Origin of the sequence: Pseudomonas syringae pv. tomato str. DC3000 (assembly GCF_000007805.1) — a bacterium.
GTDB classification, from domain to species: Bacteria; Pseudomonadota; Gammaproteobacteria; order Pseudomonadales; family Pseudomonadaceae; genus Aquipseudomonas; species Aquipseudomonas avellanae.
On record NC_004578.1, the window covers coordinates 4,751,424 to 4,775,674 of the forward strand.

Here is a 24,251-nt window from a genome sequence, read left to right on the forward strand (position 1 = left end):
GTTTCCAGTCAGCCCAAATGACATACGGCGCTGCCCCAGGCAGCGCCGCATCGATTACTTGATCAACCCTACGCGTGCAAAATTAGGGAAGTGACTCAATTTCGGCTCCGGCCAGCTCATCCAGACAGCGAAGGCCTTGCCGACGATGTTCTTGTCCGGAACCATGCCCAGCTCGTCCTTGGGAATGTTGGGATCATCCCAGTAACGGCTGTCATTGGAGTTGTCGCGGTTGTCGCCCATCATGAAGTAGTGCGCAGCCGGGACGGTCCATTCGCTGTCAGGCGGCGCACGGTAACGGCTCATTTCCTGACGGATCTGGTGTTCCACGGTGCCCAGTTGCTCTTCGTACAGCTCTGCACTGCCCAGTGTGCCGGGTTCGGTGCCGATCAGTTTCTTGGCCACCAGCTCGCCATTGATGAACAACCGCTTGTCGCTGGTGTAGCGGATGCGATCACCCGGCAGACCGACCACACGCTTGATGTAGTTGACGCTCGGGTCGCTTGGGTAGCGGAACACCATTACATCGCCACGCTGCGGATCACCGAGCTCGATGACTTTCTGGTCCAGTACCGGCAGGCGGATGCCATACGAGAACTTGTTGACCAGAATGAAATCGCCCACGTCCAGCGTCGGTTTCATGGAGCCCGAAGGGATCTGGAATGGCTCTACCAGAAACGATCGAAGCACCAGCACGATGAACAGCACCGGGAAGAACGACTTGCCGTATTCAACCAGCAACGGCTCCTTGTTCAAGCGCTCGACGACAGCAATGTCAGGTTCTCCGACGCTACCCTGATAGTTGGAAATGGCAACCCGGCGACGCGGCGCCAGGAAGACCAGATCAATCAGTGCAAGCACGCCACAGACGAAGACAGCGATGACCAACAACAGCGGGAAATTTAGTGACATAGGACCTGACTATTCCAACCTGAGCACGGCAAGGAAGGCTTCCTGTGGAATTTCCACGTTGCCGACCTGCTTCATGCGTTTCTTACCGGCCTTTTGCTTTTCCAGCAATTTACGCTTGCGGCTGACGTCGCCGCCGTAGCATTTGGCCAATACGTTCTTTCTAAGCGCCTTGACGGTTGTCCGGGCAACAATCTGACCACCGATGGCAGCCTGAATTGCAACGTCGAACATCTGTCGAGGGATCAGCTCTTTCATCTTCTCGGTCAACGCACGGCCTTTGTAGTGCGCGTTGTCGCGGTGAACGATCAACGCCAGGGCATCGACCTTCTCGCCGTTGATCAGAACGTCGAGCTTGACCAGGTTGGCAGACTGGTAACGATCAAAATGGTAATCCAGGGAAGCGTAACCGCGGCTGACCGATTTGAGACGGTCGAAGAAGTCGAGGACCACTTCGTTCATCGGCAAATCGTAGCTCACTTGCACCTGAGTACCGAGGAACAGCATGTCGTGCTGGACGCCACGCTTTTCAATGCACAACGTAATGACGTTGCCCAGGTGCTCCTGCGGCACAAGAATATTTGCCCGGACGATGGGCTCGCGCATATCTTCGATGGCCGACAGGTCAGGCAGCTTGGACGGGTTGTCGACGTAGATCGTCTCACCGGTCTTGAGCAGCAACTCGAAGATTACGGTTGGCGCAGTGGTGATCAGGTCGAGGTTGTACTCGCGCTCCAGGCGCTCCTGGATGATCTCCATGTGCAGCATGCCGAGGAAGCCGCAACGGAAGCCGAAGCCCAGTGCGTCGGAGCTTTCCGGCGAATACTGCAGGGAAGAGTCGTTCAGCGTCAGCTTCTGCAGCGCTTCACGGAAGTCTTCGAAATCGTCGGAGCTGACCGGGAACAGGCCGGCGTAAACCTGCGGCTGGATACGCTTGAAGCCTGGCAGCACGTCTACGTCGGGTGTAGTGCTCAGGGTCAGGGTGTCGCCGACCGGCGCACCGTGAATGTCTTTGATGCCGGCGATGATGAAGCCTACTTCGCCCGCTTTCAGATCGACGGTTGCAGAGTGCTTGGGGTTGAACACGCCCACGCTGTCGACCAGATGAAGCTTGCCGGTGGACTTGACGAGGATTTTGTCACCCTTTTTGACCCGGCCGTGACGCACACGTACCAGCGACACGACGCCCAGGTAGTTGTCGAACCAGGAGTCGATGATCAACGCTTGCAGCGGCGCTTCGATGTCGCCGGTCGGTGGCGGGATGGTCGCTACCAGACGCTCGAGCACTTCATCTACGCCCATGCCGCTCTTGGCGCTGCACGCCACGGCATCGGTGGCGTCGATGCCGATGATTTTTTCGATTTCTTCCTTGACGCGGTCCGGATCGGCCTGCGGCAAGTCCATCTTGTTCAGCACCGGCATGACCTCAAGGCCCTGCTCGATGGCGGTGTAGCAGTTGGCAACCGACTGCGCCTCTACACCCTGACCGGCATCGACGACCAGCAACGCACCTTCGCACGCAGCCAGGGAACGGCTGACTTCGTAGGTGAAGTCCACGTGCCCCGGCGTGTCGATGAAGTTCAGTTGGTAGGTGATACCGTCTTTGGCCTTGTAATACAGGGTAACGCTATGGGCCTTGATGGTGATCCCGCGCTCGCGCTCGAGGTCCATGGAGTCGAGCACCTGCGCTTCCATTTCGCGCTCGGACAGGCCGCCGCACATTTGAATGAAGCGGTCGGCCAGCGTCGACTTGCCATGGTCAATGTGGGCGATGATGGAGAAATTGCGGATATGACTCAAATCACTCACGGATCAACACTCAAAAAGGTTGCAGGCAGATTGCCCGCCGAAAAATAGCCGGGAATTGTACCTGAACTAAGCAAGAGGCGTCACGCTTACAGGCACCCGGATCGGCGCACGGCAAACAAACAGCCACAAAAAAGGGTGGCCATGGCCACCCTTCCCGATCAAACCTGCCTGTTATTCCGACAGTTTGAAGGTAATGAAGGTCGCTCGGCCCTGACGCAGTACGCGCATCGAGACAGAACGGTCCTTGGGCAGGCTTTTCGCCACATCAGTGAATTGCTTCCCGGACGTGATCGCCTGATTGTTCAGGTGAGTGATGACATCACCCGGCTGCAAACCGATCAGCGATGCAGGACCATCAGTGACTTCCTTGATGGCCACGCCACCCTTGATGTCCAGCGTCTTCTTCTGCTCGGCGGTCAGCTCGATCACCGAAACGCCCAGACGGTTGCTGCTGCGCTCGGCACTGGCGCCTGCAGCACCGCCCATTTCCAGGCCTTCATCCGGCAGCGCGCCGACAGTGACGGTCAGTTTCTGACGCTTGCCATCACGAATCACTTCAAGCTCGGCCTTGCTGCCGTCCTTGAGGTTGCCGATCAGGTGTGGCAGGTCAGCCGACATGACGACTGGCTGGCCGTTGGCACTGAGAATAACGTCACCGACCTGCAAACCACCCTTGGCCGCCGGACCATCTTCAAGCACCTGTGCAACCAGTGCACCGGCGGGCTTGTCCAGACCGAACGACTCCGCCAGGTCCTTGTTCACTTCCTGAATAACCACGCCCAACCAGCCGCGGCTGACTTTGCCACTGGCCTTGAGCTGGTTGGCAACGTCCATGGCGACATCGATCGGAATGGCGAACGACAGGCCCATGAAGCCGCCCGAGCGGGTGAAGATCTGCGAGTTGATCCCGACCACTTCGCCCGCCATGTTGAACAGCGGACCGCCCGAGTTACCCGGGTTGATCGCTACGTCGGTCTGAATGAACGGCACATAGGTGTCATTGGGCAGACTGCGGCCCTTTGCGCTGACGATACCTTTGGTCACCGAATGATCGAAACCGAACGGCGAACCGATCGCCAAGACCCACTCGCCCACTTTGAGCGTGTTGGAATTACCCAGCTTGGCGGTCGGCAGGTCCTTGCCTTCGATTTTCAGCACGGCGACATCGGTGCGCGGGTCGGTGCCGATCAGCTTGGCTTTCAATTCGCTGCGGTCAGAGAGGCGCACGAGAATTTCGTCGGCACCGTCGATCACATGGTTGTTGGTCAGCACATAGCCATCGGGGGAGATGATAAAGCCCGAACCCAACGACTGAGCCTCGCGCTGGCGATCACCCTTGCCGGCTCCTGGTGCGCGCGAACCTGGTGGCATGCTGCGCTCGAGAAATTCGCGCAACATCGGCGGCAAGCCTTCCAGATCAGGCATCTGCTTGTTGGCAACGGCGCGATCCGGCAGTTTCTGCCGTGTACTGATGTTCACTACCGCAGGCGAGGCCTGCTCGACCAGCCCGGTAAAGTCCGGCAGGTTTTCTGCCTGGGCTGTAGCGACCTGGCCGAGCATCAGCACGGCGGCGATCAATGAAAAGTAGGATTTCATGCGTGGTGTCGACATATGGCTCCCGTTCGTAACGAGCAAAATTAAGCAGTACAAAGCAACTGACTCAAAGACCCCGAGCAGCGATGCTCATCCCTGGATCAGCTATGTGGCCTTAAAAACGACAAAAGGCCAGAGCTGCGAGGCTATGACCTATAGAAAAAAAACAGGCTTTTTGCAACGTTCAAACCTCACCAAACATTTCAGCGTCTCAGCGCGAGGCCAGATTGACTGCAGTCTGGCGACTCATCGAACCCTTGATGAAAACTTCTACATCAAGGGCGTTCTGGTGATTTCGGGTGCTTACTTCTTCACTGGAGTTTCATCGTTACGCATGGACAATGCAATACGCTCAGCCGTGCCCATCGGCACCTCTCCCACGACTGTCACCATCATGTCGCCCTGAGGCGTGGTAAGACGACGCGAGACCGCCACGGTAGGACCCAGCTGGGTTCGGATGTCTGATGAAGATGCGCCTTTCACTGCTTCGACAAAGACTGAAAATTGCGCCAGACCGTCACCGTACATCAACCGGGTAACCGACGATTGCGTGGCGGGATCCTTACGGACGCTGCTGCTACTGACTTCGAAACCCGGAGGCAGCCAGTCAGAGTGCCATGCCACAGGCGTAGAAGGCTCAGGTTTAGGCTTCGCGACCGTGACGGGTTTGCAGTCAGCACCCGCCTTGAGCATCTGCTCGGACAGGACACTGGACGTGTCAAGATCGGTAAACTGAAAACGTTCGAGCAATTGGCCTCTTTCACTCAACAACAGTGACTTGAGCAATAACCCGGTTTCATTATCGAGATGCAGCTCGAGGCCATATCGATGCTGGTCTTTTGGCGACAACGCAACAATGGTTGTCGGGCGACCAGCCACTCTGGATTTGCCGACGGTTTTAATGTCGTACCAAGCGGAAAGTCTTTTGAGATCGAAGGCACGCGGAGCAGCAACAGCCGGGCTGGTAACACCCGCTTCGAGCGTGCCACTGACACACTGGGTGAGCCCACCCAGCCTTACAGCTTCCTGTGCAGAACCATCAAGCTGCAACAAACGCTCTTGAATAGTGCCATCCGCGACGCGGTGCCAGATCCGATGGGTAGAGAAACTACCGTTGCGTTCGTAAACAAAGGTGCCTTGATAGCTTTGCTGCTGATCAACCTTCGCAAGACGGTTTATAGCGTCTTGTGCATCATCAGCCTGAACCGGGAGGGCAAGCCATCCGCCAAGCAGTAATGGCAGTAGAGGGACGGCTCGCATGATCCTCCTTAACGGTTTTCCAGGCTCGCAGCACGGGCATACGGCAACGCGCTTTCGGTGCCTTTCAGGGCAGCTTCCTGTGCGTGCTGACGCAGGTAACCGGGCAGACGCTGATCACCTTGACCGGCACCCTGCAACACACCATTAGCCATAGGACCTGGCGCTTGCTCGGCGCTTTCAGTGTAACCAGCCAGTACAGCGGGACCTTTCACTTGCGGAACCGTGAGGTTCGCAGGCTGCTGTGTCTGCTGTGCCAATTGCGCACCAGCGATGTCATCCTGGTTGTACAGGCGGACACCAGCCAGAACGGCAACGGTAACCGACGCTGCTACAGCCAGACGACCCAGCGTACGCCAAGGACCGCGTGCGGCCTTGAGCGGGCTTACTTCATCGGCAATTGCGGCAGATACTGCGGCCGAAATATCCAAATGAGGAATCAGCAGCTCTTTGTGCATGGCTGCGCGAGCAACCTGGTAACGCGACCAGGTGGCACGGGTGTCGGCATCGTCAATGGCATTTAATACCCGACGTAATTCCAGCTCGTCCGCTTCGTTATCCAGTACCGCGGACAGCGATTCCTGCAGGGCTTCACGACTCATGGCGGGTTCCTCTCTTGGGCTATCGCCGCTGTCTCAGGATTCCTGCAACAACGGCTGCAGGGCTTTATCGATGGCTTCCCGAGCGCGAAAGATTCGAGAGCGCACGGTACCAACAGGACACTGCATGACGCTCGCAATGTCTTCGTAACTCAGACCGTCGAATTCACGTAAAGTTAGTGCCGTACGTAAATCTTCCGGGAGAAGCTGGATGGTCCGATGGACGGTGCCCTCGATCTCATCCCTCAGCAATGCACGTTCCGGCGACTCGATGTCCTTGAGGCCGTGATCGCCATCGTAGAACTCCGCGTCTTCAGACCTGACATCGCTATCTGGCGGTCGCCGACCTCGCGATACCAAATAGTTTTTCGCCGTGTTGATGGCGATGCGGTACAGCCATGTATAAAAAGCACTGTCGCCGCGAAAGTTTCCGAGTGCACGGTAAGCCTTGATAAAAGCTTCCTGTGCAACGTCTTGAGCCTCATGGGTGTCGTGCACGAACCGCACGATCAACCCTAGAATTTTGTGCTGATATTTCAGCACCAGCAGATCAAATGCTCTTGTATCGCCGCGCTGTACGCGCTCGACAAGCGCCTGATCCTCTTCCTGGGTTAGCATGAACACTCCTCATTAAGCATGAAGGAGTGTTGCAACTGACATTGTTCAGGCTTGCAAACATAGACTCGGGCTTTTCGCAAAAGTTCTCCCCCTTCAAGCAAGTTTCCTGCAGGCCGTCTTGAAAGCCTGCACGAAAAACGCAGCTCGACACGGTCGGCTGCGCGAATAGTCTTGTCGCCAGTCTCGCAGTTGATGATCACTTATCTAACCCTGCGAAAACGACGCTGTTCCTGTATAGGCAACCTGCTATTGAGCCCGGTTCTTATCAAAAAGTTCCATTGACACAATTACAGGTGTGAGCCGCAAACTGCACAAATGCCCCTGAAATCGGCGTACTGAAGCACTTCCAGTGACGGAACTCAGGGAAAACAATAGGCAGAGCGTCCGGGACTGGAGCACAATCCTGACCCGCCGTGGTCTCACATTGCCATGTAGGCGCGGCTATTGTGCCGTTCCCCCCATACTTATACTAGTAGCCGCCAAGGGCAGAATTCGCAGATGAGCCAACATTTTCAGCACGACGTACTGGTAATCGGCAGCGGCGCTGCAGGCCTGAGCCTGGCGCTTACCCTCCCCGACCATCTGCGGATTGCGGTTCTGAGCAAGGGTGACCTGTCCAACGGCTCGACATTCTGGGCCCAGGGCGGTGTTGCGGCGGTCCTTGATGACACTGACACTGTGCAGTCTCATGTCGAAGACACGTTGAACGCCGGTGGCGGCCTGTGCAACGAAGACGCAGTGCGCTTTACCGTCGAGCACAGTCGTGAGGCGATTCAGTGGCTGATTGATCAAGGCGTCCCTTTCACCCGGGGCGACGACGCAGACGTCGATGAAAGCGGCTTTGAATTTCACCTGACCCGCGAGGGCGGCCACAGTCATCGTCGAATCATTCATGCCGCCGACGCCACAGGCGCGGCCATCTTTCGTACACTGCTTGAGCAGGCCCGCAAACGGCCGAACATCGAACTGCTTGAACAGCGCGCCGCCATCGACCTGATCACCGAGCGCCGCCTGGGCCTTGAAGGCCAGCGTTGCCTGGGCGCTTACGTGCTCAATCGCAACAGCGGCGAAGTGGATACATACAGCGCGCGCTTCACGATCCTGGCCTCGGGCGGCGCTGCCAAGGTCTATCTGTACACCAGCAACCCGGACGGTGCCTGCGGCGACGGGATCGCCATGGCCTGGCGCTCCGGCTGTCGGGTGGCTAACCTTGAATTCAATCAGTTTCACCCGACCTGCCTGTACCACCCGCAGGCCAAGAGCTTTCTGATTACCGAAGCCCTGCGCGGTGAAGGCGCTTACCTCAAGTTGCCCAACGGCGAACGCTTCATGCCGCGATTCGACGAACGGGCAGAACTGGCCCCTCGTGACATCGTTGCCCGCGCCATTGACCACGAAATGAAGCGGCTGGGTATCGACTGCGTCTATCTGGACATCAGCCACAAGCCCGAAGCTTTCATCAAAACGCACTTCCCGACCGTCTACGAGCGCTGCCTGGAATTTTCCATCGACATCACTCGCGAGCCGATCCCCGTCGTCCCGGCAGCGCATTACACCTGTGGCGGCGTGATGGTCGACAGCCAGGGCCATACCGATGTACCCGGCCTGTACGCTATCGGCGAAACCAGCTTCACCGGCCTGCACGGCGCCAACCGCATGGCCAGCAACTCGCTGCTGGAATGCTTCGTCTACGCCCGCTCGGCAGCCGCAGACATCGAAAAGCAGTTGTCCAGTGTGCCGATGCCGACTGACCTGCCAGCGTGGGATGCCAGCCAGGTAACCGACTCGGACGAAGACGTGATCATCGCCCACAACTGGGACGAATTAAGGAGGTTCATGTGGGATTACGTCGGTATCGTGCGCACCAACAAACGCTTGCAGCGCGCCCAGCACCGTGTGCGGTTGTTGCTCGACGAAATTGATGAGTTCTACAGCAACTACAAGGTCAGCCGCGACCTGATCGAGCTGCGTAACCTCGCCCAGGTGGCCGAACTGATGATCTGCTCGGCCATGCAACGCAAGGAAAGCCGCGGGCTGCATTACACGCTGGATTACCCGGACATGCTCCCGGAGGCACTGGACACTATTCTGGTACCGCCCACTTTCGTCGGCTGAACTTCAGTCGCACGCGCAAACGCCGGTGAATGTCCGGCGTCAGCGCGTCACGCGTGATACAGCAGCTTTTTGCCATCCGGGAGGGTCGCCCCTGAACAACCGGACGAAAACGCAGAATAACCACTAACGGCAACGCGAGGCTGTCCGGGCATAGCTGCACAGGCTGCCAGCCGCCCCGCTCGCTCCACAATTGCCAGCCCTGTTCATCGCGCCGCAGGGCAGTGAAGGCCGCAGGATGACTGAGCAGTAACGCACGGGGAATCACCCAGGCGGCATGCCCCAGACAGAACAACGCACCTGCAACCGATGCCCATAAAGGGATATCCAGCCAGCACAAGGCCGTCAGTGCCAGTAACTGAACAGCAACGTACGCCGTCAGCAGCAGGCGCGAGGCCTGCCAGTGACATTCAAATCGATCACTTGGGCTGGACACGATCCAGAATCATGCGAACCATGCGTTGCAATTCGGCGTCCTCGGACTCGGCGCGCTGCATGAACCAGCCAAACATGTCCTGATCTTCACACGTCAGCAGGCGGCGATACAGATCGCGGTCCACGTCATTCAAATGCGGGTAGACCTCACGGACAAACGGCACCAGCAGCACGTCAAGTTCGAGCATGCCACGGCGGCTGTGCCAGTAAAGGCGGTTGAGTTCGACGTCTTCGACCATGGAGCGCTCCTCAAAGTAGGCGGCGAGTATACAGCCGTGAGCCAGCCACGCGAATATCGCAATGGTCGCAGCAGTTTTCGTCTACCCGTATGCATAACCTCCACTCGGCACTATGATGTGTCCCCGGACACTTTCCCCACTTTGCGATGACCATGGCCCACACAGCTTTTTTCTGCACGCTATCCCATGAGGGCGTTCTCGCCGTTCGCGGCGTGGATGCCGGCAAATTTCTTCAGGGTCAGTTGACGTGCAACCTCAATTATCTCGACGAGAACACCTCCAGCCTGGGCGCACGTTGCACCCAGAAAGGCCGTATGCAGTCGAGTTTTCGCCTCGTTTTCGAAGGTGACGGCTGTTTGCTGGCGATGGCCAGCGAGCTGATCGAGCCGCAATTGCTGGACCTGCGCAAGTACGCAGTGTTCTCCAAATCAAAACTGACTGACGAAAGTTCAGCCTGGGTGCGTTTCGGCCTGCAGGAAGGTGACGGTGCGCTGGTCGGTCTGGGGCTGGATCTGCCTCAGGACACCGGCACTGTGGTGCGCGCCAACGAACTGATCGCAATTCGTGTCTCCCCGGCGCGCGCTGAACTCTGGGTCCGCGCCGAACAGGCCGACACCCTCAAAGCGCGCCTGGCATCACAACTGGCCGAAGGCCCGCTGAATGACTGGCTGCTGGGTCAGATCCGAGTCGGTATCGGTCAGGTGTTCGGCAGTACCCGCGAGGAATTCATCCCGCAGATGATCAACCTGCAAGCGGTCGGCGGAGTCAGCTTCAAAAAGGGCTGCTATACCGGTCAGGAAATCGTTGCGCGAATGCAATATCTTGGCAAACTCAAGCGCAGGCTTTACCGCCTGACGCTGCGCAGCGATGAAATCCCGGCACCGGGCACTGCGCTGTTTTCCCCAGTGCATGGCAGCGCGGTGGGCAATGTGGTGATCGCCGCACAGGCCGGCCAGGACGTCGAACTGCTGGCTGTCCTGCAGGGCGATGCGGCAGAAAACGGTCACATACATCTCGGCTCGCCCGAGGGCGCTGCACTGCACATGAATGAACTGCCCTACACACTGGACAGCAAACTCGAAACTCAGCGCTAGGCAGACGAACACATTCAGATTCCAATGGTCTGTAGAGCGTTCCAGCACACTTGCTGGCGCTCTGCGGGGCGCGCGGCAAACTCTGGACACCCCCAACGGCTGCGAGATGCAACATGAGCAAGATGGCTGACGAGGTGCAGAGAAACTTGATCAAGGCCATCGACAGAGATGCCTTGTTTCTCCCTACCCTGCCGGAAGTAGCACTGAGAATTCGCCTTGCCGCCGAGGACACTGAAATCAGTATCCTGGACCTGAGCAAGGTCATCGGTAGCGATACGGCCCTATCCGCGCGCCTGATAAAGGTCGCGAACAGCCCGCTGCTACGCCCCAATTTCGAGGTCAGCGACGTAAATACGGCGATCCGTCGCCTGGGCGTCAACTACACCTGCAACCTGGCCATCGGCCTGGTGGTAGAGCAGATGTTCCACGCCAAGTCGCCCGTCATCGAGCAGAAAATGCGCGACATCTGGAAACAGAGCCTGCAGGTCGCCGGTATCAGTTACACCCTGTGCCAGAATTACACGAACCTCAAACCTGACCAGGCGACGCTCGCGGGGCTGATCCATTTGATCGGCATTCTGCCGATTCTTACCTACGCAGAAGACCACTACGAACTGCTTGCCGACCCGATCAGCCTTAATCATGTGATCGACAGCATTCACCCGGTCATCGGCGAACGCCTGCTGCGCTCATGGGATTTCCCGGAGCCGCTGGCCTGTGTGCCGGGTCAGTTCCAGAATTTCGCACGCGTTTCCAGAAACCCGGACTACATTGATCTGGTTCAGATAGCCACCGTGCATGTCCACAAGGACACCGACCATCCATTCAGCCTTATTGAAATGGTCGACCTGCCGGCGTACAGCCAGTTGCGGCTTTCTCGCGCCGACGGCATGCTCGCAGCCCAGATGGACGAAGCCAAAAGCATGCTTTATTAGCGCGATCAGGTCGCGCTGAAACTGACCCGCACTTTCAGCCCCTGCTCGGCACCATCATGCAGCGTGATTCTGGCCAGGTGCGCACGACAGATCTCTCCCACGATTGCCAGACCCAGCCCTGCCCCACTGCCCTGCTGACTGCGTCGATAAAAGCGTTCGAAGACTCGCTCGCGTTCCGCTGGCGGAATACCAGGGCCGTCATCCTCCACTTCCAGAACGCCCGGCGCATAAACCCGCAATACCACGTTGCCACCCGGTGGTGTATGAGCCAGCGCGTTGTCGATCAGGTTGCTCAGCAACTCGTTAAGCAAGGTCGGTTCGCCACGCAGCCAGACCGGCTCGTCGGCTTCCAGCGCCAGCGCAACACCACGCGAATGGGCCAGCGGTGCCATTGCCATGCCCAGCTCCCTGGCCAGTTGGCTGAGGTCCAGGTGCTGCGCGCCCCCTTCGGCAATTGCCCGCGCACCGTTTTCAATGCGTGCCAGCGACAACAGTTGATTGGCCAGATGCGTGAGGCGATCCGTGCCAAGCGCAGCTGACTCCAGCGTGCTGCGCCATTGTTGCGGGTCCTGCTCGCGCAACCCCAGCTCGACCCGAGCCTTGAGCGCGGCCAGCGGCGTGCGCAACTCATGGGCGGCATCGGCAATGAACTGCGCCTGACGCTCGAACTGCAAACGCAGCCGCTCGGTAAAATGGTTGAGCGCGCCGACCAGCGGGCGCAGTTCATGCTGCACTTCGACCATCGGCAACGAGCGCAGGTCATCGGTCTGTCGCTCTTCGACCGCCGTGCGCAGCCGCTCCAGAGGGCGCAATGCTGCACTGACGGTAAACCAGACCAACAACAACGCGCCGCCACCGAGCATGCCCAGACGCAGTAATGTGTCGGCCATCAGGCTGCGCGCCATGCCCTTGCGCGCCTCCTGGGTTTCCGCCACACGGATTTCTGCCGTGCCGTTCATGCCCGGATCAGTCACCGGCTTGAGCAGGCTGACCACCCGCACATCCTGGCCCTGATAGGTCCCGTTATAAAATTTGGCCAGCGCCGGGTAATCATCGGTGCGCAGGGTGCCGGGCGGCGGCGATGGCAGATTTTCGTAACCGGAGATCAACTTCTGATGGATGTCGTTGACCTGGTAATAAATGCGCCCCTCGCTGTCGTAAGCAAAGGTGTCCAGCGCGACGTAGGGGATGTCAGCGCTAAGCGTTCCGTCGCGCTGGGTCAGGCCAGCAGCAATGGTCCGGGCCGACGCCAACAGGGTGCGGTCGTAGGCGGTGTCAGCCACCTCTCGGCCATTCCAGTAAGCGCTCATGCCGCTGGCCAGCATCAACATCACCAGCAGCAGTGCCAGATTCCACAGCAGCCGCCAGCGCAGGCTGTCGTTAATCATCGCGACTTTCAAGCAGATACCCCAGACCCCGGAAGGTCACGATGCCCACAGAATGCCCGTCGAGCTTCTTGCGCAGACGATGGACGTAGATTTCGATGGCGTCAGGACTGGCCTCTTCATCGAGGCCGAACACCTGCGCGGCCAGTTGCTCTTTGCTCATGACCCTGCCCGGCCGGGCGATCAAGGCTTCGAGCACCGCCTGTTCGCGGGAGGTCAACGTGAGCAACTCATCGCTCAATGTAAAACGGCGCGTGTCCAGATCGTAGGCCAGTACACCACAGCGCTGCTGGCGCTCGCCGCCCAGCACACTGCGACGCAACAGTGCCTTGACCCTGGCTTCCAGCTCGGAGAGCTCGAACGGCTTGGCCAGGTAATCGTCGGCCCCCAGATTCAGGCCGTGAACCCGGTCTTTGACGTCGCTGCGGGCGGTCAGCATAAGCACCGGCAGGTTCTTGCTGCGCGCCCGTAAACGTGCCAGCACTTCAAAACCGTCCATGCGCGGAAGACCGACATCGAGAATGGCGACGGCGTACTCTTCGCTGCTCAGCGCCAGGTCGGCGGCAACGCCATCGTGCAGCACATCCACGGTCAAACCCGCGCTCTTGAGCGCCTGCGCGACACTTTCAGCCAATTGCAGATGATCTTCCACAAGAAGAACACGCATCGCCGTCTCCTGATTGTCACTGTTGTTATCGATCTGGGCATCGATGCTTATGGCCGTGGAGTTTACAGGCCGGCCGCCGCCTGTGAAGGGCAGAAACGACCCGCAAACCTTCCACAGCGAATTGCAAGGTAGCTGAAAGGTTTGCGAAAGGTTGGTCATTTAGCATCGCAGAACGACCCGACAACCGGGTACGTGTAAAACAGGCGCCCGGATGCGTCTGGAAAATAAAAACAATAAATCGGTAAACGGAGTCACCTCATGTCTACGCCAGCTCAGGCTTGCTCGCTCGTCAATCGCATTGCACTGTGTATCGCACAGCGTCAGCCCCCTCGCCGCTGCACTCTCCTCCAGCACCTGGATACACCCCCTGTCACCGATGACTGCTCATTGTCAGTGAACAATTATTGGCGTGCGCGCGACAAAAGCGACTGTTGAACCGCCTCTTTCATCCATAAAACCTCTCTCATCCAAAAACAATAATATTTCTGGAGACTGACTATGAAATTTTCCCTGCGTCAGATAGCGGCCACCACCGGATGCCTGTTGATGGCCAGCCAGTTGCTTGCCGAGCCCAAACGCCCGGAATGCATTGCGCCCGCCTCACCCGGCGGCGGCTTCGATCTGACGTGCAAGCTGGTGCAGAGCGCGCTGATCAACGAGAAGATTCTGACCACACCCATGCGCGTGACCTACATGCCCGGCGGCGTCGGTGCGGTGGCCTACAACGCCGTGGTGGCTCAGCGTCCGGCCGATGCGGGTACGCTGGTGGCGTGGTCCAGTGGTTCGCTGCTCAATCTGGCGCAGGGTAAATTTGGTCGTTTCGATGAAAACGCCGTGCGCTGGCTTGCCGCCGTCGGCACCAGTTATGGGGCTATCGCGGTGAAAAGCGACTCGCCCTATAAAAACCTCGACGATCTGGTCAAAGCCCTCAAGGCCGACCCGAGCAAAGTCGTGATCGGCTCCGGCGGTACGGTAGGCAGCCAGGACTGGATGCAGACCGCCCTGATCGCCAAAGCTGCAGGCATCAACCCGCGCGCCTTGCGTTACGTAGCGCTGGAAGGCGGAGGCGAGATCGCCACCGCGCTGCTCGGCGGGCACATTCAGGTGGGCAGTACCGACATCTCCGACTCCATGCCGCACATTCTAAGCGGCGACATGCGCCTGCTCGCCGTATTCGCCGAGAAACGCATCGACGAGCCGGAAATGAAAGACATCCCCACCGCCAAGGAACAGGGCTACGACATCGTCTGGCCGGTGGTGCGCGGTTTCTACCTGGGGCCCAAGGTCAGCGACGAAGACTACACCTGGTGGAAAGGCTCGTTCGACAAGATTCTGGCCTCGGAAGACTTCGCCAAACTGCGCGATCAGCGCGAACTCTTCCCGTTCGCCATGACCGGTGCGGAGCTGGACACCTACGTCAAAAAGCAAGTCGCCGACTACAAACTGATGGCCAGGGAATTCGGCCTGATTCAGTAATTGCACCCAATTGACTGACTTTCAGTTGCGCCTGCACAACGGGCGCGATCAAGGAGCTTCTCATGGTCATACAACGCATTTTCGCTGCCGTATTGCTAATGGCCTGCCTGGGCCTGGCCCTAATGGCCTGGCCGTATCAGGCACCTTTTTCCTACGAACCGGTCGGGCCGAGGGCCTTTCCACTGCTGATGCTCGGGCTGATGGGCGCGGCCCTGCTGTACCTGCTGATTCGTCCCACAGCCATTGTCCATACCGAAGAAGAGCCCGCACTGGATCGCGAAACGCTGGTCAAGATCGGCCTGTGCATCGCCCTGCTGCTGATCTTCGCCGGGCTGTTTGAACCGCTGGGCTTCATACTCAGCAGCATCCTGATCGGCATTCCCATGGCGCGCCTGTACGGCGGGCGCTGGCTGCCCAGCGTCGTGGTGGTCATTGTAATGAGCATCGGCCTTTACCTGTTGTTCGACAAGGCCATGGACGTTCCCCTGCCTTTGGGCCTGCTCAGCGTTCTGGAGAACTGACATGGACACTTTCAGCTATCTGGGCCAAGGCTTCGGCGTCGCGCTCACCCCGTACAACCTGATCACCGCACTGTCAGGCACGCTGATCGGCACCGTCGTCGGCCTGCTGCCGGGGCTGGGACCGATCAACGGCGTGGCGCTGCTGATCCCCATCGCCTTTGCTCTGGGCCTGCCGCCCGAATCAGCACTGATTCTGCTGGCGGCTGTTTATTTGGGCTGCGAGTATGGCGGCCGCATCAGTTCCATTTTGCTGAACATTCCGGGCGAAGCGTCCACGGTCATGACCACGCTGGACGGTTATCCGATGGCGCGTCAGGGCTTGGCCGGGGTTGCGCTATCGCTGTCGGCCTGGAGCTCGTTCATCGGTGCGCTGATTGCCACCTGCGGCATGGTGCTGTTCGCGCCGTTGCTCGCAAAGTGGGCAATTGCCTTCGGTCCTGCGGAATATTTCGTACTGATGGTGTTCGCCATCGTCTGTCTGGGCGGCATGGCTGGCGACAAGCCCCTGAAGACGTTCATTGCTGCGCTGATCGGCCTGTTTCTGTCTGCGGTGGGCATTGATGCCAACAGCGGGGTGTATCGTTTTACCGGGGACAACATTCACCTGACCGATGGCATTCAGTTCGTGGTGCTGGTTCTGGGACTGTTTTCGATCAGCGAAATCCTGTTGCTGCTGGAGAAAACCCATCGAGATCAGGAGGCGGTCAAAGCCACCGGGCGCATGATGTTCAATTTCAAGGAAGCGGCCTCGGTGTTCGTGGTCAACATTCGCTGCGGGCTATTGGGCTTCATTCTCGGCGTGCTGCCAGGTGCCGGGGCAACGCTGGCCAGCGCGGTCGCTTACATGACGGAAAAGCGTATCGCCGGCCCGACTGGCAAATTCGGTCAGGGTGACATGCGCGGCCTGGCAGCCCCGGAAACCGCCATCGGCGCCAGTGCCTGTGGCGCGCTGGTGCCGATGCTGACGCTGGGCGTTCCGGGCTCGGGCACTACGGCAGTGATGATCGGTGCGCTGTCGCTGTACAACATCACGCCGGGGCCGATGCTGTTTCAGCAGCAGCCGGACATTGTCTGGGGTCTGATCGCCTCATTGTTCATCGCCAACATCATGCTAGTGATCCTCAACATTCCGATGATCCGTATCTTCACCCGCATCCTCGCCGTACCAAACTGGGCGCTGGTGCCAGTGATCGCGATCATTACCGGGATCGGCGTGTACGCGGTGCATGCCACCACTTTTGACCTGTTCCTGATGGTCGGCATCGGCATCTTCGGTTACATCCTGCGCAAGCTGGACTTCCCGCTGTCACCGATCCTGCTCGGCTTCATCCTCGGTGGGCTGATGGAGCAGAACCTGCGCCGTGCCCTGTCGATCTCCAATGGCGAGCTGGGCATTCTCTGGGCCAGCCCGATCACGCTGGGCGTCTGGGTGGTGACCGTACTGATGATGCTGTTCCCGCTGATTCGTATCTGGCGCAAGCGCGCAAAACAGCGGGCTGCCATGACGCATGGCTGATTCGTCTTTTCGCCACTGGTGGGCGACACCGCTGGTCGGTCTGCTTGGCGGGTATCTCGCCAGCCAGGTCGGCTGGCCGTTGCCGTGGATGGTCGGTTCTTTACTGGCGATCATCCTGGTGCGCTGCCTGACGCCCTGGCAACTGGCGCAGATTCCCGGCGGGCGCAAATGCGGTCAGTTGATCATTGGCATCGGTATCGGCCTGCACTTCACCCCGGTGGTCATCGAGCAGGTGCTGGCGCACTTCGGGCTGATTTTCATCGGTGCGCTGGTTACCAGTCTCTCGTGTCTGGTCGGCGTCTGGCTGATGCTGCGCACCGGAGAGGATCGCCCAACAGCGTTTTTCTCGAGCATGCCGGGCGGTTCCGGCGAGATGGTCAACCTTGGCGCACGCAACGGGGCCAAGCTCAGCAGCGTCGCTGCCGCGCAAAGTCTGCGGGTGCTGGCGGTGGTGTTGTGCGTGCCGGCGATCTTCAAATACCTGCTGGGTGATGGCGCGCCTGCGCTGCACAGCACGGTAGTCGACTGGCGCTGGCTGGCCTTCCTGCTGGTGGCCGGCGCGGCATTGGCCTGGCTGTGGCAACGCCTCAAACAGCCTAACCCGTGGCTGTTTGGTCCGTTGTTGCTCAGCGCCGTGGTGAGCGTGGTCTGGGACCTGAAAATCGGCCTGCCCAATGGGGCCAGCCAGTTGGGTCAATTGCTGATCGGCAGCGGGCTGGGTTGTCACTTCAATCGGGAGTTCTTTCGGAGAGCGCCGTCGTTTCTGGCGCGCACGTTGCTGGGCACTGCGCTGACCATGTTGATCGCAGCGCTGGCAGCACTGGGGCTGAGCGCCCTCACCCATCTGGATGTGCGCTCACTGACGCTGGGCATGATGCCCGGTGGCATTGCCGAAATGAGCCTGACCGCCGAGGTGCTGCAACTGTCGGTGCCCTTGGTGACGGCCATGCAGGTCATGCGCCTGCTGTTCGTACTGTTTCTCGCCGAACCGCTGTATCGACGCTGGAACACGCGGCTCGCTGACTGATACGTTGATCCACATTGATCAGAGTGCAGGCAATCGCCAGTCGATCGGCGCCAGGCCGTTTTGCTCAAGGTACTTGTTGGCGCGCCCGAAGTGCCCGTTGCCCAGAAAGCCTTTGTACGCCGACAGCGGCGACGGATGGACCGAGGTCAGCACCAGATGCTTGGTCGCATCGACCAGCTTCTGCTTGCCTTGCGCGTGAGCGCCCCACAGCAAAAACACCAGATGCGGCTGATGCTCGCTGACCACCTGAATAATCCGGTCGGTAAAATGCTGCCAGCCCTTTCCCGCATGAGACGCAGCATTGGCGCGCTCGACCGTCAGGGTGGTATTGAGCATCAGCACGCCCTGATCAGCCCAGGATTGCAGGCAACCGTGGTTCGGAATATCGATGTTCAGGTCGCGTTTCAGCTCTTTATAAATGTTGACCAGCGAAGGCGGCGTCGGCACGCCTGGCTGCACCGAGAAGCACAAGCCGTGGGCCTGGTTAGGGCCGTGGTACGGGTCCTGACCGAGAATGACGACTTTTACGTTGTCCAGCGGCGTGGAGTTCAGCGCATTGAAAATCAACGGCCCCGGCGGATAGATCTCCTTGCCAGCGGCATGCTCCTGACGCAGAAACTCGCGCAGCTGCGCCATGTAAGGCTGCTCGAATTCGTCACGCAGGGCTTCTTTCCAGCTTGGCTCAAGCTTGATGCGGTCATCGCTCGTCATGGTTACATCCGGTAAAAACAATGCGCGGACACTAGAAAAGCCCGGCAGCAAAGTCAATGCCGGTTGCGCTCTGCGCATCCAGAATCGGACGCAGAGCGTCCAGAAAGGCATGCCGACGCAGAGCGTCAGCACGATAGTCAGTTCACAGCGTTGGCATTGTAGTAAACGCGCAGGTTTCAGCTACCGATGACCACCACGACCATCACCGCGTCCGCCTCGTCCATGATCGCGGCCATCGCGCCCGCCTCGACCACCGTGGTCATCCCAGCCGCGATTGCCCCGGTCTCCGCGAAAACCGTCGTTACGCCCGAAACCGCCATTTCCACGAAAGCCGTCATTTCTCCAGCCATAGCCCGGCGGGCGTCCTGGCTGGTAATAGCGCGGCACGGGGGGTGGCGCGTAATAACGCGGTGCCGGAGCGTAGTAGCGAGGTTGGGTGTAATAACGCGGTTGCGGCGCCACGTAGACGCGCCGCTCTTGATAATAGGTAGCGTTGTAGCCGTTGTCGTACGCGTAAGCACCCCCGCTGACGACCGTCGTCGGCTGTGTGTAAACGTCAGATTCGTAGTATCCAGGGCCTGCGTAGCAACCAGTGAAAAAAAGGGTCAGCAACGTGATAAGCAAGGGTCTTCGATACATGGCGGCCTCCTGGACCGCGATTGGGCACAAACCAGCGACGCTGGTCGGCGTCCGCCAAAGCGGTTGGCGGACGAAAAATCAGACAGCGAAAAGGCCTTCTAGTGCCCTGGGCCCTTTACCTTCTGCGCCGTTTGCGCACTGGCAATCGATCTGGAAAAGGCTCTGAAACCATGGTTTGCGGGACTGTCGCAGTTTCTTACAAAGATGCTACAAAACATTTCGCAACGGCCGAAAACCTCGCGCCTCATCGCGGTGCAGCGTCGCACCAGCACAAGGCAGTTCTGCGTCCATCAAGCGCCCTCTTTCAGCAGCGCCTCATTGAAACCGGTGCTTTGCGCGAGTTGGCACAACTCTCGCTTGAGGACTGTTGTGCAGGAGTCAACACAGGTTCGCGGCACCACAATTTGCAATAGCCGACTAGGGTTCCGACTTGCCGACAGGCAAGTGGCTGGTCCGAGAGTTGGCGACCTCCAGTAGAGGTTACACGGCGGGACAAAAGCCCGGGAGACAGGGACACCAGTGGTGTCACGTTGCTCCTGGCCGCCTTTTTTCACTACTGGAGATTTCTCAACATGCAAAAGTCTCGTTTCTTCAGCCTGCTCACCGCAGGTTTGCTGGCTGCGTTGAGCCTCTCGGCGAATGCCGCCCAGAAAGATCACTTCAACGTCTGCTGGACCATCTATGCAGGCTGGATGCCGTGGGAATACGCAGGCAGCCAGGGCATCGTCGACAAATGGGCCAAGAAATACGGCATCAAGATTGATGTCACCCAGCTCAATGACTACGTCGAATCCATCAACCAGTACACCGCCGGCCAGTTCGATGGTTGCACCATGACCAACATGGACGCCCTGACCATCCCGGCCGCTGGTGGCGTGGAAAGCACGGCGCTGATCGTCAGTGACTTCTCCAACGGCAATGACGGCATCGTACTCAAAGGCAAAGACAAGAAAGTCGCCGACCTGAAAGGCATGGACGTCAATCTGGTCGAACTGTCGGTGTCGCATTACCTGCTGGCCCGTGCGCTGGACTCCGCCAAGCTCAGCGAAAAAGACCTGAAAGTCGTCAACACCTCGGATGCCGATATCTCGGCTGCTTTCAATACCGATGACGTGCAGGCGGTCACCACCTGGAACCCGATGCTGTCGGACATCAAGGCTAAGCCTGGCGTGACCGAGGTGTTCAACTCCAGCCAGATCCCTGGCGAGATTATGGACATGATGGTCGTCAATACTCAGACCCTGAAGGATAACCCGGCCCTGGGCAAAGCCCTGACCGGCGCATGGTTTGAAGTGGTCGCGCTGATGAACGCCAAAAACGCCCAGAGCAAAACCGCACTGGAGCACATGGCCAAGGCATCGGGTACTGATCTGGCCGGTTTCCAGGCGCAGCTCGACACCACCAGGCTGTTCGCCACGCCCAAGGAAGCGCTTGAGTTCGCCACCAGCAAACAACTGCCCGACACCCAGCGCAAGGTCGCGGACTTCTCGTTTGCCCACGGCTTGCTCGGTGAAGGCGCGCGTGATGCGAACGCGGTCGGCATGACATTTGCCAATGACGTGGTCCTCGGCGACAAGGCCAATCTCAAGCTGCACTTTGACCCCAGCTACGTGCAGATGGCCGCCGACGGCAAGCTGTAAATCACGTTTCGTAAAAAGGTCATTGCCATGCGCTTGATAAACCGCCATCCGGATCGCGCCGGTCGCCTGATTCTGGTGATCCTGCCGTTCGCCCTGTTGCTGTTCGCCTATTTCATGGGCTCGGCCACCCGGCTTGCGGAAAACCCCACCGACAAACTGCTGCCCAGCGCTGTGCAGATGGCCGATGCGGTCAACCGCATGGCGTTCACCGCAGACACGCGAACCGGCGACTACCTGTTGTGGCAAGACTCGGCATCGAGCCTCAAGCGTCTGGCCATCGGCCTGGGAATCAGCGCGCTGTTGGGTCTGTGTCTGGGCATTGCGGCGGGCATTCTGCCACTGTTCGGTGCACCGCTGTCGCCCTTGCTGACGGTGCTGTCGATGGTGCCGCCGCTGGCAATCCTGCCGATTCTGTTCATTGTCTTCGGCCTGGGTGAGCTGTCGAAAGTGATGCTGATCGTGATCGGTATCACGCCGATTCTGGCCCGTGATCTGGAACAGCGCGCCCGGGAAATTCCGATCGAACTGCTGATCAAGGCCCAGACACTGGGCGCGTCGACGTGGACGCTGATTCTGCGGGTGGTCCTGCCGCAACTGCTACCGCGCCTGTTGATCGCCCTGCGCCTGGTGCTGGGTTCGGCATGGCTGTTTCTGATCGCCGCCGAGGCCATTGCCTCGACGGACGGTCTGGGCTACCGGATCTTTCTGGTCCGCCGGTACCTGGCGATGGACGTGATTCTGCCTTACGTGGTGTGGATCACCCTGCTTGCCTGGCTAATGGACTGGGGCCTCAAAGCCCTGACCCGCCGCGCGTTCCCCTGGTACGAAGGAGCCCGCGCATGAGCTTTATCTGTGTGCGCAATGTCTGGCAGCAATACGACGACCAAGTGGTGCTTGAGGGCCTGAATCTGGACGTGGCCGAAGGCGAGTTCTGCACGCTGGTCGGCGCATCGGGCTGCGGAAAATCCACTTTCCTGCGCTTGTTGCTGGGTCAGGAAACGCCCAGTCGCGGCCTGATCACGCTGGACGGCAAGGCCCTGCGCGATGAGCCGGACGCGAGCCGTGGTGTGGTCTTCCAGCGCTATTCGGTGTTCCCGCACCTGTCAGTGCTGGACAACGTGGCGCTGGGCCTGGAACTGCCCCGGGCGTCCTGGTCAGGCCGTCTGTTCGGTCGGGCCAAACGCGAGGCACGCCAGCAGGCCGCGCAACTGTTGGGAAAAGTCGGCCTGGGCCACGCGCTGGACAAGTACCCGACGCAGTTGTCCGGTGGCATGCAACAACGGCTGGCGATCGCTCAGGCACTGATCATGAAACCCCGCGTGCTGTTGCTGGATGAACCCTTCGGCGCGCTCGACCCCGGCATTCGCAAGGACATGCACCACCTGCTGCTGGAGTTGTGGCGCGAGACGAAACTGACGGTGTTCATGGTCACCCACGACCTGTCCGAAGGCTTCAACCTCGGCACCCGTCTGCTGGTGTTCGACAAGGTCCGCCACGACCCGCACGAGCCCGGTGCGTATGGCGCGCGCATCACTTACGACATCCCCCTCAACAGCGAACGCCGCGCCGAACGCGCCGCCATCGATTCGCTGCTTACCGTTTCAGAGGAGCCCGTTCAATGACTGACTCGACCACCCTTTACCCGGTTTTTGCCGAAGAACTGCTGCCCGGTGGCGGCCACCGCTCTTTCATCCTCAAGCGCGGCGAGCTGCTGCGTCTGACTGACCTGAACGGCAATGCCAACGTCAGCCTGACGCTGCTCAACGCTCACGAAAAAACCGAGCGGCTGAACCTGCCCGACAGCCTCAAATGTCAGCACACGGCCAAATTGAGCAACGGCCACTGCCTGTATTCGGACATGGGCCGCGTGCTGGCCGCCATCGTCACTGACACCTGCGGCTGGAGCGACAGCATAGGTGGCGTGCTCAACGCTCAGGAAGTCGCTGAAAAATACGGCCAGGGCCGCTATCAGGAACTGCGCAATGGCTTCTTTCGCAACGGCGTCGACAACCTGCTGGTCGAGCTGGGCAAATGGGGCTTGGGCCTGTCGGACCTGTTGATGACACTCAACCTGTTCAGCCGCGTCGATGTCAGCGAAACGGGCACGCTGCACTTCGCCCCGAACAACTCGAAAGCCGGTGACTACATCGAGCTGTATGCGCCGATGGACACGCTGGTGGTGCTGACCGCGCTGCAACACCCGATGGACCCCAACCCTGACTACGTGCCGCAACCGCTCACGCTCAGCTGGATGAAAGCCGACGCCAGCGTCGCCGAGCACTGCCGCACCTCGCGCCCGGAAAACGAGCGCGGTTTCATCAACACCGACCGCCTGTTCGCTTGAGGAGCCCTGTCATGAACTCACATAATCATCATTGCTGCGACGCGACCATTGCGGCAGGTGAGCCTTTTCTGGCCGAAGTGAAGGCCGGGCAAACCGTGCGCATTCTCGACCTGGAGGGCAATCAGGCCGTCGACACGCTGTTTTTCAGCCTCGCCAACTCGCGCGAACGCTATGACGTGCAGCGCACCTTGCGCCGTCAGAACAGCGTTTACCTGACCACCGGCAGCGTGCTGTTTTCCAACCTCGGCCGGCCAATGCTGACCATCATCGATGACACCTGCGGTCGCCACGACACGTTGGGCGGCGCGTGTGCACAAGAGAGCAACACCGTGCGTTACGCCCTGGAAAAACGCTACATGCACAGCTGCCGCGACAACTACCTGCGCGCCTGCCTGCACGACGGTCGCCTGACCAAGGCCGACATCGGCCCCAATATCAATTTCTTCATGAACGTGCCGGTGACCGCCGACGGCGGCCTGACCTTTGAAGACGGTATTTCTGCGCCCGGCAAATACGTTGAGTTGCGTGCCGAGATGGACGTGATCGTGCTGATCTCCAACTGCCCGCAATTGAATAATCCGTGCAACGGCTACAACCCGACGCCTGCACAGTTGCTGATTCGCGACTGACCCGGCAAGCGTCCTCAGCAACGGACGACCGTTGCGTAGATAGATCAATAGCGGGACGGCCCGCTTCCCACCACGAAACCGAGCGCGGCTGGGTTTCCG

General features: G+C 59.3%; 24 protein-coding genes and 1 riboswitch. Of the genes, 12 read left to right on the forward strand and 12 right to left on the reverse strand.

The window, feature by feature from the left end; translation table 11 throughout:
* Window positions 1-54 precede the first annotated feature (54 nt).
* From lepB to rpoE, 6 genes are all read right to left on the reverse strand, one after another.
* A complete protein-coding gene (gene lepB / locus PSPTO_RS21860) occupies window positions 55-909 on the reverse strand; it encodes a signal peptidase I (RefSeq protein WP_011104912.1) in 855 nt (284 codons plus the stop codon).
* 9 nt (window positions 910-918) lie between these two features.
* On the reverse strand, window positions 919-2,715 hold the full coding sequence (gene lepA / locus PSPTO_RS21865; protein ID WP_005764765.1) for a translation elongation factor 4: 1,797 nt from the start codon (window positions 2,713-2,715) through the stop codon (window positions 919-921).
* A gap of 171 nt (window positions 2,716-2,886) precedes the next feature.
* Window positions 2,887-4,326: a DegQ family serine endoprotease gene (locus tag PSPTO_RS21870; protein WP_005764764.1), complete on the reverse strand. Its 1,440-nt coding sequence runs from the start codon at window positions 4,324-4,326 to the stop codon at window positions 2,887-2,889.
* Window positions 4,327-4,611: 285 nt separating this feature from the next.
* Window positions 4,612-5,568 carry a MucB/RseB C-terminal domain-containing protein gene (locus tag PSPTO_RS21875; RefSeq protein ID WP_005764762.1) on the reverse strand — a complete coding sequence of 319 codons (957 nt, stop codon included), beginning with the start codon at window positions 5,566-5,568 and terminating at the stop codon, window positions 4,612-4,614.
* An 8-nt stretch (window positions 5,569-5,576) separates the two neighbouring features.
* Complete coding sequence (locus PSPTO_RS21880) at window positions 5,577-6,167, reverse strand: anti sigma-E factor RseA C-terminal domain-containing protein (protein WP_007246812.1); 591 nt, start codon at window positions 6,165-6,167, stop codon at window positions 5,577-5,579.
* Between the two features lie 33 nt (window positions 6,168-6,200).
* Complete coding sequence (gene rpoE / locus PSPTO_RS21885) at window positions 6,201-6,782, reverse strand: RNA polymerase sigma factor RpoE (RefSeq protein WP_003378493.1); 582 nt, start codon at window positions 6,780-6,782, stop codon at window positions 6,201-6,203.
* 498 nt (window positions 6,783-7,280) lie between these two features.
* Between rpoE and nadB the strand changes: the two genes are divergently transcribed.
* The gene (gene nadB, locus PSPTO_RS21890; RefSeq protein ID WP_005764756.1) at window positions 7,281-8,897 is read left to right on the forward strand and encodes an L-aspartate oxidase; all 1,617 of its coding nucleotides are present in this window, start codon (window positions 7,281-7,283) and stop codon (window positions 8,895-8,897) included.
* On the opposite strand, the gene PSPTO_RS21895 is transcribed toward nadB, so the two are convergent.
* Complete coding sequence (locus PSPTO_RS21895) at window positions 8,866-9,330, reverse strand: protein YgfX (RefSeq protein ID WP_011104913.1); 465 nt, start codon at window positions 9,328-9,330, stop codon at window positions 8,866-8,868. The genes nadB and PSPTO_RS21895 overlap by 32 nt on opposite strands.
* Entirely contained in the window at window positions 9,314-9,568 is a 255-nt protein-coding gene (locus tag PSPTO_RS21900; protein ID WP_003378499.1) for a succinate dehydrogenase assembly factor 2, read from the reverse strand. Before PSPTO_RS21900 ends, PSPTO_RS21895 begins: the two co-directional genes overlap by 17 nt.
* 152 nt (window positions 9,569-9,720) lie before the next feature.
* Between PSPTO_RS21900 and PSPTO_RS21905 the strand changes: the two genes are divergently transcribed.
* Entirely contained in the window at window positions 9,721-10,662 is a 942-nt protein-coding gene (locus tag PSPTO_RS21905; RefSeq protein ID WP_032622187.1) for a YgfZ/GcvT domain-containing protein, read from the forward strand.
* A 113-nt stretch (window positions 10,663-10,775) separates the two neighbouring features.
* The gene (locus PSPTO_RS21910) at window positions 10,776-11,597 is read left to right on the forward strand and encodes an HDOD domain-containing protein (protein ID WP_005764752.1); all 822 of its coding nucleotides are present in this window, start codon (window positions 10,776-10,778) and stop codon (window positions 11,595-11,597) included.
* Window positions 11,598-11,602: 5 nt separating this feature from the next.
* Here the strand turns inward: PSPTO_RS21910 and PSPTO_RS21915 are convergent, their stop codons facing one another.
* Together PSPTO_RS21915 and PSPTO_RS21920 are read right to left on the reverse strand one after the other, a co-directional pair.
* Window positions 11,603-12,985, reverse strand: a complete 1,383-nt coding sequence (locus tag PSPTO_RS21915) for a sensor histidine kinase (protein ID WP_011104914.1) — start codon at window positions 12,983-12,985, stop codon at window positions 11,603-11,605.
* Complete coding sequence (locus PSPTO_RS21920; protein WP_005739198.1) at window positions 12,978-13,649, reverse strand: response regulator; 672 nt, start codon at window positions 13,647-13,649, stop codon at window positions 12,978-12,980. Before PSPTO_RS21920 ends, PSPTO_RS21915 begins: the two co-directional genes overlap by 8 nt.
* 498 nt (window positions 13,650-14,147) lie before the next feature.
* Here PSPTO_RS21920 and PSPTO_RS21925 point away from each other — a divergent pair, with 498 nt between their 5' ends.
* The 4 genes from PSPTO_RS21925 to PSPTO_RS21940 all read left to right on the forward strand — a co-directional run bounded on the left by PSPTO_RS21925 (window position 14,148) and on the right by PSPTO_RS21940 (window position 18,189).
* On the forward strand, window positions 14,148-15,125 hold the full coding sequence (locus PSPTO_RS21925) for a Bug family tripartite tricarboxylate transporter substrate binding protein (protein ID WP_005764747.1): 978 nt from the start codon (window positions 14,148-14,150) through the stop codon (window positions 15,123-15,125).
* Between the two features lie 62 nt (window positions 15,126-15,187).
* Window positions 15,188-15,646, forward strand: coding sequence for a tripartite tricarboxylate transporter TctB family protein (locus PSPTO_RS21930; protein WP_005764744.1), 459 nt, complete (start codon window positions 15,188-15,190; stop codon window positions 15,644-15,646).
* A 1-nt stretch (window position 15,647) separates the two neighbouring features.
* The gene (locus PSPTO_RS21935) at window positions 15,648-17,162 is read left to right on the forward strand and encodes a tripartite tricarboxylate transporter permease (protein WP_011104915.1); all 1,515 of its coding nucleotides are present in this window, start codon (window positions 15,648-15,650) and stop codon (window positions 17,160-17,162) included.
* A complete protein-coding gene (locus tag PSPTO_RS21940) occupies window positions 17,155-18,189 on the forward strand; it encodes an AbrB family transcriptional regulator (protein WP_005764742.1) in 1,035 nt (344 codons plus the stop codon). Before PSPTO_RS21935 ends, PSPTO_RS21940 begins: the two co-directional genes overlap by 8 nt.
* A gap of 18 nt (window positions 18,190-18,207) precedes the next feature.
* Here the strand turns inward: PSPTO_RS21940 and ung are convergent, their stop codons facing one another.
* A complete protein-coding gene (ung, locus tag PSPTO_RS21945; protein ID WP_003378513.1) occupies window positions 18,208-18,900 on the reverse strand; it encodes a uracil-DNA glycosylase in 693 nt (230 codons plus the stop codon).
* Window positions 18,901-19,080: 180 nt separating this feature from the next.
* Window positions 19,081-19,539: a lipoprotein gene (locus PSPTO_RS21950; protein ID WP_011104916.1), complete on the reverse strand. Its 459-nt coding sequence runs from the start codon at window positions 19,537-19,539 to the stop codon at window positions 19,081-19,083.
* 406 nt (window positions 19,540-19,945) lie between these two features.
* Window positions 19,946-20,048: riboswitch (guanidine-I (ykkC/yxkD leader) on the forward strand.
* A 63-nt stretch (window positions 20,049-20,111) separates the two neighbouring features.
* Between PSPTO_RS21950 and PSPTO_RS21955 the strand changes: the two genes are divergently transcribed.
* The 5 genes from PSPTO_RS21955 to PSPTO_RS21975 are packed head-to-tail and all read left to right on the forward strand — an operon-like array spanning window position 20,112 to window position 24,152.
* The gene (locus PSPTO_RS21955; protein ID WP_005764738.1) at window positions 20,112-21,179 is read left to right on the forward strand and encodes a putative urea ABC transporter substrate-binding protein; all 1,068 of its coding nucleotides are present in this window, start codon (window positions 20,112-20,114) and stop codon (window positions 21,177-21,179) included.
* A 27-nt stretch (window positions 21,180-21,206) separates the two neighbouring features.
* The gene (locus tag PSPTO_RS21960; protein WP_005764735.1) at window positions 21,207-22,022 is read left to right on the forward strand and encodes an ABC transporter permease; all 816 of its coding nucleotides are present in this window, start codon (window positions 21,207-21,209) and stop codon (window positions 22,020-22,022) included.
* Window positions 22,019-22,801 carry an ABC transporter ATP-binding protein gene (locus tag PSPTO_RS21965; protein ID WP_007246818.1) on the forward strand — a complete coding sequence of 261 codons (783 nt, stop codon included), beginning with the start codon at window positions 22,019-22,021 and terminating at the stop codon, window positions 22,799-22,801. Before PSPTO_RS21960 ends, PSPTO_RS21965 begins: the two co-directional genes overlap by 4 nt.
* The gene (locus PSPTO_RS21970) at window positions 22,798-23,523 is read left to right on the forward strand and encodes an urea amidolyase associated protein UAAP1 (protein ID WP_005764729.1); all 726 of its coding nucleotides are present in this window, start codon (window positions 22,798-22,800) and stop codon (window positions 23,521-23,523) included. Before PSPTO_RS21965 ends, PSPTO_RS21970 begins: the two co-directional genes overlap by 4 nt.
* 11 nt (window positions 23,524-23,534) lie before the next feature.
* Entirely contained in the window at window positions 23,535-24,152 is a 618-nt protein-coding gene (locus PSPTO_RS21975) for an urea amidolyase associated protein UAAP2 (protein ID WP_005764727.1), read from the forward strand.
* The last annotated feature ends 99 nt before the right edge of the window (window positions 24,153-24,251 follow it).